5 protein-coding genes are annotated in these 11,615 nt (G+C 71.6%); 3 read left to right on the top strand and 2 right to left on the bottom strand.

Going from position 1 to position 11,615, the window contains the following annotated elements:
• Positions 1 to 9: 9 nt before the first annotated feature.
• Positions 10 to 402, bottom strand: a complete 393-nt coding sequence (locus tag AC1Q5D_RS17555; RefSeq protein ID WP_481739740.1) for an IS5 family transposase — start codon at positions 400 to 402, stop codon at positions 10 to 12.
• 263 nt (positions 403 to 665) lie between these two features.
• Between AC1Q5D_RS17555 and AC1Q5D_RS17550 the strand changes: the two genes are divergently transcribed.
• The 3 genes from AC1Q5D_RS17550 (at position 666) to AC1Q5D_RS17540 (ending at position 10,025) form a co-directional block, all read left to right on the top strand.
• Positions 666 to 2,858 carry a multicopper oxidase family protein gene (locus AC1Q5D_RS17550; protein WP_481739739.1) on the top strand — a complete coding sequence of 731 codons (2,193 nt, stop codon included), beginning with the start codon at positions 666 to 668 and terminating at the stop codon, positions 2,856 to 2,858.
• A 176-nt stretch (positions 2,859 to 3,034) separates the two neighbouring features.
• Complete coding sequence (locus AC1Q5D_RS17545; protein WP_481739738.1) at positions 3,035 to 4,324, top strand: hypothetical protein; 1,290 nt, start codon at positions 3,035 to 3,037, stop codon at positions 4,322 to 4,324.
• A gap of 277 nt (positions 4,325 to 4,601) precedes the next feature.
• Entirely contained in the window at positions 4,602 to 10,025 is a 5,424-nt protein-coding gene (locus tag AC1Q5D_RS17540) for a peroxidase family protein (RefSeq protein WP_481739737.1), read from the top strand.
• Positions 10,026 to 10,120: 95 nt separating this feature from the next.
• On the opposite strand, the gene AC1Q5D_RS17535 is transcribed toward AC1Q5D_RS17540, so the two are convergent.
• Positions 10,121 to 11,281: an IS30 family transposase gene (locus AC1Q5D_RS17535; protein WP_481738913.1), complete on the bottom strand. Its 1,161-nt coding sequence runs from the start codon at positions 11,279 to 11,281 to the stop codon at positions 10,121 to 10,123.
• Positions 11,282 to 11,615 lie beyond the last annotated feature (334 nt).

Below are 11,615 nucleotides of genomic sequence, written 5' to 3'. Positions count from 1 at the left end.
ATCGCGTGGTCAGGCGGCTCCGGGCCGGTTTTCTTGTAATTCGCTCCGGCCCCCTGTGTCCCGGGCAAGGTTCGCGCCGTGCTGGTGCACGCGCACGATGGTCGAGTCGATCGAGGCCACCCAATCCAGGTCGCCCACTTCCTCGGCCCGGGTCTGGACCACTTTGTGCACCCGGTCCCAGGTGCCGTCCTTGGCCCAGCGGTCGAAGTTCTTGAAGACGGTGTTCCAGTTCCCGAACCGCTCCGGGAGGTCCCGCCAGGGGGCGCCGGTACGGAACTTCCACACCACGGCCTCGACCACGGTGCGGCGATCGGCCACGGGGCGCCCGGTTCCCTTGTACGGGGGAAACACCGGACCGATCACTTCCCACACGCCATCGGAGATCAAATCGCGATTAGCCACCAGACCATCGAACCCGATCCTTGCCTCATGACGCTTTAGCAACACACCCTAGGGCGAGGCCCCCGGAAGCGCCCGAACTGCGTGACCCCTCCGGCCCGGCCGCACCCTCAGGATTTCCCAAGCTTTTCGCAAGCGGGCGGAGCGATCATGAGGCATTAGTCCGATGGGACGACTGGGCGTTTCACCGGAGGGATGTTGCGGGACGTTGGGGACCCGTCGCCCGACGGGTGCGTCCCGCCAACTTGGGGGTTGGCGAAGAAGTCATGCCTAAAGAAGCGGACGGCGGGGTCTCCCGCCGCACGATGCTGCGAGTCGCAGCGGTGGGCGGCCTGGGGGCCGCCGTGATGGGGGCGCGCACTTGGGGGGCGCCCCTGTTGGAGCAGCGGGGGCTGCTCAGCGCGGACGGCGCCTTTGCCGCGGCGTCCACCAAGCTGTCCGACCAGCTGTTCTACATCGAGGAGTACCCGACGAGCCCGCTGGTGCTCTCGCCCTTCACGGACGAGCTGAAGATCCCGCGCGCGCTGGCCCCCGTCCCGCGGACCGTCTACCAGTTCTGGAAGCAGACGCCCGGGCCGGCGGACGGGCAGCAGAACTCCATCGGCAACGAGCGGCACCAGATCTGGCCGCGGGACATCGGCTACCCGGACCCGCTTGTGTACAAGATCGACCTGCGGGTGCGGCCGCACCGGTTCACGACCTCGGCCGTGCTCCCGATCGACCGCGACGGGCGGCCGGCGCCCTCCTGGGACGCGTCCGGCCGCAAGTACGCGGCCGGGACGCGCCGGGTCCTGCCGCCGAGCACCATCTACGGCTACAACGGCACGTTCCCCGGGCCGATGATCAACGCCCAGTACGGCAGGCCGTGCCTGGTCCGGTTCGAGAACCACCTCGACGAGAACCCGTACGGGCTGGACCGGCAGGACTTCGGCGCCCCGGACGCGTCCTTCCTGACGCACCTGCACAACGCACACACGGCGCCGGAGAGCGACGGGAACCCGGCCTACTGCATGCAGTACGGCCCGCACGCGCTGGGCTACGAGCCGAAGACCTGGTGCGACAACCTGTACCTGAACTGGCCCGCGGGCGGCGACGACCGGGAAAAGCAGAGCTTCTTCTGGTTCCACGACCACTCGATGGACCACACCGGGGCCAACGTCTACAAGGGCATGGTCGGCCTCTACCCGCTCTACGACCCGAAGAACTACAAGGACTGTGGCGACGAGCGGCGCGGGCTGCGCCTGCCCGGTGTGCGGACGAACCGCTCCGACGGCGCGTTCGACGTCGCCTACGACGTGCCGCTGGCGTTCTTCGACGCGCGGCTCGACGACGGCGTGACCGTCCACCAGGACGTCCACGACGGCCTGGGCGAGTACCCGGAGGCGGACAACCCCCGCACGCACCCGGAGTGGTGGGGCAAGACGTTCTACCGCCACTTCCCGAGCCGCGGCTTCGTCGGCGACCTGTTCACGGTCAACGGCACCGCGTACCCGGTGATGCACGTCAAGCGCCGCAAGTACCGCTTCCGGTTCCTGGACGCCTCCGTGGCCCGGATCTACGACTTCCAGCTGATGTCCTCGACCCGCGGCCCGAAGTCCGCGGCGTCGCTCGGCTACAAGGACGAGGAGCTGGACGGGCAGTACCGGATCCCCGACGGCCAGCAGTGCATGCGGTTCACCGAGATCGCGTCCGACGGCGGCCTGCTGCCCTTCGCGCTCCGGCGGGACTCCTTCGAACTGTGGCCCGCCAAGCGGCGCGAGGTCATCATCGACTTCACGAGGTACCAGGACGGGACGCCCACCACCAAGGGCGACGTCGTCTACCTGACCAACACCATGAAGATGGAGGACGGCCGGATGTGGGAGAACTCCTCCCGCTTCAATCCGGACCCCGAGTACAAGGTGCCGGTCCTGAAGTTCGTCATCGGCGATACCGCCCCGGACGCCAGCGTCATGCCGGCGCCGATGCAGAAGCTGCGCGACCTGCCGCCCCTCCCCTCGAACTGGAGCTCGATGCTCGAGGAGCGGATGATCTTCGAGGTCCAGCGCGGCAGCGCGGGCGCCGAGGTGGAGTGGCTGATCAACGGGGAGGCCTTCGAGCCCCACGCCGTCGCGCACAGCCTCAAGAACCCGGCCGGGAAGACGCCCCAGGCGCTGCAGCGCAAGGGCAGCTTCAACGTGTGGGAGATCCGCAACGGAGGCGGAGGGTGGGTGCACCCGTTCCACCTGCACATGGAGGAGCACCGGACGCTGATGCGCGACGGCGTCGACGTCACGCGGCGGCCCGACGCGGGCCATCCGGACATCGTCGCCCGCGAGGACGTCGTCTCGCTGGACCCCGGCGAGTCGGTCATCCTCTACCGGGGCTTCCGCGACTTCACCGGGCCCTACGTCGCCCACTGCCACAACCTGGCGCATGAGGACCACGCCATGATGTTCGGCTGGGAGATCACGCCATGAGCCACGAGACGGGCCGCCGCCGGGGAACGATCCCCCGCCCGGTGCCGGCCTCCCACCCGGTGCCGGACCCCCCTCCGGCACCGGGTCGCCCCCCGGGGCCGGGCCCCGGTCCGCGACCTGGCCTCCCCCCGGGCCGGGTCGCGGACGCGGGGCTCCTGAGGACCTCGTGGCCCGCCGTGTTGGCCCTGGCCACCGTGCTCGCATTCGCCGCGGCATTCTGGGTCGTCGCGCTGCGCGGCGCGATCGGATCGATCGCCGTCTCCCAGACCCCGTTCGCGTCCTGGGTGCGGGACGGGCTCACGTCCGTCCCCCTCTTCACGCTCGCTGTCCTCGCGGCCGGTCCCGCCACCCTGCGGGCGCGTGGCCGTCGATCCAGCGCCGCTGCGGCCCGGGTCCGGCCCCCCGGCGCCGCCACGGCCCGGGCCCGTCCCCCCGGCGTGGTCCGGTCCCCCGGCGTGGTCCGGTCCGTCGTGCTCACGGCCGCCGCGGCGACCGTGGCAGGCACCCTCCTGCTCGCGCTGCAGGCATGGACGAGCTTCCGTCTGCAGGCCGCCGGGCTGGAACATTCCGGGGTCATGGCCGAGGCCTGTCCCGGCGACTGTGTCGCCGCGATGCGCGCCGAAGCGGCGGCGATCCAGCTGCGCGGGATCGCCGTGGGCGCGGCCGCACTGCTGGTGACGAACCTCGTCGTCGTCGGCTGGGTCGCCGCCGTGCGGGGCGGCCGCCTGGGGTTGACGACGGCGGCGCGCCGTCCGCATCGGACGCCCCCGAAGCCGGGCCTCGGCCTCGCCATGCCCGGCATGCACCCGGTGGACCTGGGGCTCGGGGCCGTCCCCCTCGGGCTGGGCCCGCGGGCCCACCTCGCCCAGCGGCTGCGACCGCTCCCGGCCGGGCCGCGCCGGTGGCGTTGGGCGGCCGGCCCGGGACACGGGCGCGTCGTCCTGGCCTCGCTCCTGGCCGGTGCCGCGCTGATCCATGCGTTCGCGGCCCCGGCCCACTGGGAGCACTGGCCGCCGGCCGCCGCGTTCTTCGCGCTTCTGGCCGCCGCCCAGGCGGGCGCCGCCGTCGCGGTCCTGCGCCCGGCCACCTGGCCCCTCGGCGCGGCCGTGCTGGTCACCGCCGTGCCGTCCGCGGTCTGGGCGGTCTCCCGCACCGCCGGCCTGCCATTCGGCCCGGAGGCCGGCATCCCGGAGCCTGTGGGCGTCGCCGACGCGGCCGCCACGCTGCTCGGCGTCGCGGCCACGGCCGCCGCCGTCGTCCTCGCCGGCCGCCCGCGCGCACCCATCCCGCGTCCCCCCGGCCCACCCGTGAGCCGCCGCACCATCATGGTGTGGTCGATTGCGGCGGTGGCTGTGCTGGGGGCCGCGGCGGCCACCGCGGAGGTGCACCCCTCCGACCACGAAGGCGAGAGCGACGAGCCCGACGCCGAGTCCGACGCCACGCCGGGCGGCGGACTCAACACGTAGCCCGCCGGACCGGGTCCCCGCCGCGCCTGCCCGGGAACCCCGCCATGCCCCTTCCACTACCACGCCGCGTGCCGCGAAGGCGGCGCGCGGCGCGGTCCGTCCGCGCCGCTGATCACCCACCCAAGTTATTCACAAGGTGGGTCCCGCATTTTGGGGGGCATCACATCACGCACCTTGGGGGGTCGTCATGAATGCTTGTGGGGATGAGTCCGTCTGCTCTGGGCAGGGCGTCGCAGGGGGGAGGCGACGCCGACCACGCCCGACGCGGCGGACCCCCATGAGGGGGATTGCCGCCGTCACAGCGCTGGCGCTGGGAACGCTGGGCGGACTGCCCATCGTGCCGGCCGCGGCGGCGCCCGTCGGGGCGGGCTTCACGGTGACGCCGGGTGACCTCTCGTTCATCCTGCGCCAGATCAAGATCGCCGAGGCGCACGTCGCCAACACCACGTCGGAAACCGGGCCCTGCGGCGCCCTCCTGGGCGACCGGCCGGACCAGGTCCCCGACATCATGACCTCCTACGGGTTGCGCACCGTCGACGGTTCCTGCAACAACCTGGCCGAGGGCCGCGATGCCTTCGGGGCGGCGGACCGGGTGTTCCCGCGGATGGTGCCCGCGGAGTTCGGGGACGCCGAGGACGCGCCGAGCTGGTTGGGAGCGCCCGGCCCCACCTCGTACAAGCAGACCAGCGGCAACGTCGTCGACAGCCGGCCGCGCACGATCAGCAACCTGATCGTCGACCAGACCTCCACCAACCCCGCCGCCGTCGAGGCCGCGGGGTTCCCCGTGCGGACTCAGGGCGCCGACGGCGTCAAGCCGTGCGCCACGGACCCGGACCCCGACGCGGACCCGCCCGTGGAGGGCAAGCCCGCCGGCTGCGTGCCCAGCGGCGACACTCTGATGATCCCGAACGTCACGACCGACGTCGGGCTCTCCCCGCCGTACAACGGCCTGTTCACGCTGTTCGGCCAGTTCTTCGACCACGGCGTCGACCAGACCGTCAAGGGCGGCGGCACGGTCTTCATCCCGCTCAAGGCCGACGACCCGCTGCGCACGCACGGTCCCGACGGCAAGGCCGCCACCGGGGACGAGGTCCCGGCCCACCAGGCCTTCATGGTCCTCACCCGGGGCAAGAACCAGCCGGGACCGGACGGCAAGCTCGGCACGGACGACGACCAGCGGGACGCCCTGAACACGGACTCCCCGTACGTCGACCAGTCCCAGACGTACGGCTCCCACGCGTCGCACCAGGTGTTCCTGCGCGAGTACGTGGACAACGCCGCCGGCAAGCCGGTCTCCACGGGCCACCTGCTCGGCACCGAGACCGGGCCCGGCGCCGGCGGCATGGCCACCTGGGCGGGCCTCAAGCACCAGGCGAAGACGCTGCTGGGCCTGGACCTCCAGGACAGGGACGCGACGAACATCCCGCTCATGGCCGTGGACGCCTACGGCAAGTTCATCCCGGGCCCGAAGCACGGGCTGCCCCAGTACGCGACCACCACGGGCTACGTCGAGGGCGACCGCGCGAACCCGGTGCCCGTGCCGGCGAACGCGATCTACTTCGAGACGCCGTTCATCACCGACATCGCCCACCACGCCGACCCGTCGCCGCGCGACCACGACCACGACCCGCGCACCGCTCCGGTGGCGCCGACGCCGGACGGGGACACGACGGCCAGCTCCGACTTCCTCGCCCAGCCGGCCGGGACGTACGACGACGAGATGCTCGACGCGCACTTCACCTCCGGCGACGGCCGCGTCAATGAGAACATCGGCCTGACCTCGATCCACCAGGTCTTCCACTCCGAACACGACCGGCTCGTGGACGACATCAAGCAGGTGCTCCTGAACGACGATTCCGCGCACGGCGTGGCGGCCCTCCCCGAGTGGAAGTCGGCCGCGGGGGCCGGCGGTTGGAACGGCGAGCGCCTCTTCCAGGCCGCGCGGTTCATCACGGAGATGGAGTACCAGCACATCGTCTTCGAGGAGTTCGCCCGCAAGGTCCAGCCGGAGCTCCAGCCGTTCGTCGCCTACCACACGGACGTCGACGCCGCGGTGCGCGCCGAGTTCGCCCACGCCGTCTACCGGTTCGGGCACTCCATGCTCACGGACACGATGTCCCGCACCAACCCGGACGGCAGCGACAACTCCGTGCCGCTGCTGGAGGCCTTCCTTAACCCACCCGAGCTCACGGACGGCGGCCCGGCCGGGACGCTGACCGCACGCGAGGGGGCCGGCAGCGTCTTCATGGGCATGGGCGACCAGGTCGGCAACGAGATGGACGAGTTCACGACCGAAACCCTGCGCAACAACCTGCTCGGCCTGCCCATGGACCTGGCCTCCATCAACCTGACCAGGGCCCGGGAGTCCGGCGTGCAGCCGCTCAACCCGTTCCGGGCCAAGCTCTACGCCGAGACCGGCGACGCCCAACTGAAGCCGTACACCAGCTGGGCGGACTTCGGACAGAACCTGAAGCACCCCGCGTCCCTCGTCAACTTCGTCGCGGCCTACGGCACGCACCCGTCCATCACGGGAGCCACGACCATCACGGACAAGCGGGCCGCGGCCCAGGCCCTGGTCAGCCCGGGCTTCGGCGTCTCGCCGAGCGCGGACGCCGTGGAGTTCATGAACTCCACGGGCGCCTACGCCGACACCGAGACCGGCCTCAACCGGGTGGACCTGTGGGTCGGCGGCCTGGCGGAGAAGACGAACCTGTTCGGCGGCCACCTCGGCAGCACCTTCAACTACGTCTTCGAGAACCAGATGGCGGACCTGCAGAACGGCGACCGCTTCTACTACCTGCACCGCCTGCCCGGCACGAACCTGCTGGGCCAGCTCGAGGGCAACAGCTTCGCCGAGCTGGTCATGCGCAACACCGACGGCGTGCACTCGCTCAAGGCGGACTCGTTCGCCACGGCGGACTGCAAGTTCCAGCTGGCGAACCTGGCCGGCACCACCGAGGGCTGGGCGTCCTTCGGCCCCACCGTGGCCGACGACCCGGCGTCCGAGTGCGACGAGTCGGCGCTGCTGCTGCGCAAGCCCGACGGGACCCTCCAGTACCGCGAGTACAACACCGAGGACCCCTCCGGCATCAACGGCCAGTCGGTCTACAACGGCACCGCGAACACCGACCGCGTCACGGGCGGCAACGATAACGACACGTTCTGGGGCGCCGAGGGCAACGACGTCATTGAGGGCCAGGGCGGGGACGACACCGTCCTCGCCGGCGCGGGCAACGACCGCGTCACGGACCTCGCGGGCGCGGATGTCCTCAAGGGCGGTCCCGGCCACGACTACCTCAACGCAGGCCACGGCCTCGACCTGGTCGTCGGAGGCGACGGCCAGGACTTCACGGACGCCGGCGACGGCGAGAACGAGACGTTCGGCGGACCGGGCACCGACTTCATCATGGCCGGCAACGGCAACGACGTGGCGTTCGGCGACGGCGACGACGACTGGATCCAGGGCGGCGAGGGGGCGGACCTGCTCATCGGCGACCACGGCTCCCTGTTCTTCGACGACCCGGGGGCACCGCAGCCCGGCCACGACGTCTTCGTCGGCGACGTCGGCGACAACGACTACGACTCCGAGGGCGGCGACGACGTCATGTCCTCCAACGCGGCCATCGACCGGTACTCCGGGGCGGGCGGCTTCGACTGGGCCACGCACCAGTACAACACCGTCGGTGCGGACGACGACATGGACATCAACCGCAACCTGCTGGGCCTGAACCTTCCCGAGGTCGTCAACCGCGACCGGTGGCAGGAGATGGAGGCCGTCTCCGGGGGCCGTTTCAACGACACCCTGCGCGGCGACGACTCCGTCCCGCGGCTCGTGGCCGGCGCCGGCTTCACCGGCTGCAACGCCCTGGACGCGAAGGGCATCGCCCGGATCGCCGGGCTGGGCGCGATCGTGCCGGCTCCCACGCATGCGCTGGGCCCGGTCGAGGCGGCCTCCGCGCTGGGCGCCTGCCCGCTCGAGGGCCCGGTCTGGGGCGAGGGCAACATCATGCTCGGCGGCCTCGGTTCCGACACGCTCGAGGGCCGCGGCGGCGACGACATCCTGGACGGCGACCGCTACCTGACCGTGCGCATCAGCGTCACGGACGGGGCCGGGAACGAGATCGGCTCCACCCCGCGCATGGACGCCCCGTACCGCGCCGGCAGCACCCGCACGCTCGCGGCGGACGTCGCGGCCGGGACCGTGAACCCGGCCCACCTGCGGATCGTCCGCGAGATCCACATGCCCACCGCGGCACAGACGGAGGGCACCATCGACACCGCAGTGTTCTCCGACATCCGCGCCAACTACACCGTCACCACGACCGGCGGCAACGGCACCCCGGGCTCCCCGGGGTCCGTCACCACGGTCACGCACCTCGCCGACGCCGCGGCCGAGCCCGACGACGGCGGCGCCGCGGAGGGCGAGGCCACCGGCGACGGGACCGACACCCTGCGCAACATCGAGCGGCTGCAGTTCGCCGACTCGGTCGCCCCGGGCACCCCGGGGATCGGCACCGCCACCGCGGGCGACGCCTCGGCGACGATCACGTGGCGGGCCCCGGCCACCGGCATCGTGTCCGAGTACCTCGTCAAGGTGCTGGACGCGAACGGCGCCCAGGTCGGCACCCCGCGCACGGCCGGGGATGACGTGCGGAGCCTGGTCGTGACCGGCCTCGCCAACGACTCCACCTACCGGTTCCAGGTCGCGGCCCGGAACGCGTTCGGCACGAGCGCCTACTCGACGGCCTCCAACGCGGTGACGCTGCGGCCGACCCCGGTCCTGCAGGGCGCCCCGGTCATCGGGACGGCCACGGCCGGGAACGCGACGGTGAACGTGTCCTGGCAGCCGCCGGAGCCCGTCGCCAACGCGGCGCCCATCACCCGGTTCGACGTCCGCGTCTTCCAGGGCAGCCAGATCGTGGACACCGTGAAGGCCATGCCGACCGCCACGGCGATCGACGTCGCCCCGCTGGACAACGGCGTCGGGTACTCCTTCGACGTGGTGGCCGTGAACTCGGTCGGCACGGGCCCGGCGTCCGCGCGCACCGCCGTCGTCGTCCCCCGCTCGGAGACGGACGCGCCCACCGTGGCCGCCCGGATGCCGGTCGTGGACGCCAAGGCGGTCGGGGTCTCGACCAAGGTGCTGGTCAGGTTCACCGAGCACGTCGGCGGCATCGACGGAACCTCGGTCACGCTCGAGTCGCCCGCCGGGAACGTCCGGGCGGCGGTCAGCTACAACCCGGTCAGCCGGATGGCCACGCTGGACCCGGAGGCCTGGCTGGAGCCGGACACCACCTACACCGCCCGGCTCGGCGCAGGCATCCACGACGCGAACGCCAACGCGCTCGAGCCGGTCACCTGGCAGTTCACGACCGGCCCGGCGCCGCGGGTCAACCCGCGGTCGGAGACGACGAACGTGCCGCGCACCGCCAGCGTCACCGGCAAGTTCACGGAGAGTGTCCTCGGCGTCACCGACCGCAGGGTCCACCTCGTCAAGGACGACGACGGCCGGCGCGTGCGGGCGACCGTCCGGCACAACGCGATCTACCGCGTCGTCACCATCGACCCGGACGTGACCCTGGCCGCGAACACCACGTACCGCGTGATCGTCGGTGCGGAGCCCGGCATCCGGGACAAGGCGGGCAACCCGCTGGAGGGCCGAAGCTGGACCATCAAGACCGGCACCCGCTTCCGCTACTAGGGGTGCCACCGGTCCCCGTGGGGACCGGGCTGGCGGCGGCACACGGAGGGCCCGGCAGCGAGGCGGTTTCTAGGGGTCGTTGCAACACCTGCTGGCTAGTTGTTCAGTAGTAGATCACGCAGACGCTCGGCTGGGGAATCCCAGCCGAGCGTCTTGCGTGGGCGTCCGTTGAGTTCCTGGGCGACGTGTTCGAGGTCCTCGGGTCCGTAGACGGCCAGGTCGGTGCCTTTGGGGAAGTACTGGCGCAGTAGTCCGTTGGTGTTCTCGTTGGTGCCGCGTTGCCAGGGGCTGGCCGGGTCGCAGAAGTAGACGTCCATGTCCGTGGCGAGCCGGAAGGCCTTGTGCGCGGCCATCTCGGCGCCCTGGTCCCAGGTGAGGGATCCGCGCAGGTGTGCCGGCAGGGTCGCCATCGTGCGGACGAGCCCGTCGCGGACGGCTTCTGCGCCGTGGTCACCGGGTGGCAGGTGGACGAGCATGGTATAGCGGGTGGTGCGCTCGACCAGGGTCGCGATCGCTGACTGGTTCAGCGCTCCGGTGATCAGGTCCCCCTCCCAATGCCCGGGCACCGCCCGGTCCTCGATCTCGGGCGGGCGCTCGGAGATCATCACCATCGGATCGGCGAAGCGGGGCGTGCGCTGGCCGGGGTCCCGGTGCGGCTTGCGGCGGGTCCGCCCGGAGCGCAGGGCGCTCTCGAGCTCGCGTTTGAGCCCGCCCCGGGCCTGGAGGTAGATCGCCTGGTAGATGGTCTCGTGGCACACGCGCATCTCCGCATCGTCGGGGAATTCCCTGACCAGCTTGTGCGAGATCTGCTCCGGGGACCACTTCACGTCCAGGTGTGCCTGTACCCATGCGCCCAGCCGTGTCCCGTCGAGCTTGGACGGTTTGGGCCGGGCCCGACGGCGGACCGCACTCCGGTGGGCGGTGTGGGGCAGGTACCCCAGCTCGGAATCGGCGTTGCGGCGCAGCTCCCGGCTCAGCGTCGAGACGCTGCGGCCCATCACGGCGGCGATGCGGCGGAGGGACAGGCCGTCCCGGTGCAGGTCCCGCAATCGCTCGCGCTCCTGCAGAGTCAGGAACCGGGCACTGATCGGGCGCTCGCCCCGGAACGCCTCGGCAGCCCTCAAGGCGGCCTTTTCAATCGTGTTCGTCATTCCCCGTTTGTAGCCCACAACCCGCCCGTCCGGATGGATCCTGCGCCCGTTGCTCTTGCGGATACCCCGGTCCCAGTCCCTGGCAGTGCGCTCGTTGACCCCCACCCGGCGAACCGCTTCACGCCTCGGGACCCCCTGACTGCGTAGCTCGAAGTACTCCCCACGCCGGGGGTGACCCTCGCGGCGAGGGTACCGGACGTCTTGGGACGCCCGGCTCCTCAAGCCCGCCTTCCGCACCCACCCGGCACACGTGCTCGGGTTCAGCCCGAGTTCCCGGGCCGCCGCCGTCGTACTGCCCAAGCGGTCAAAGACGACGAAGAACCGCTCCCTGTCCCCGGTCGACGGCCTCTTGACGCTCTTCGGATCCTTCGTTAAACGCGGCACGGTCGTTGCAACCCCCAATATCTCTGGGTGTTGCAACGACCGTTAGAAGGCGCCC

The sequence above is a fragment of the Arthrobacter paludis genome (assembly GCF_056782315.1).
Note: the sequence above shows the minus strand (reverse complement) of the source record. Positions and strands in the feature narration are given on the sequence as shown.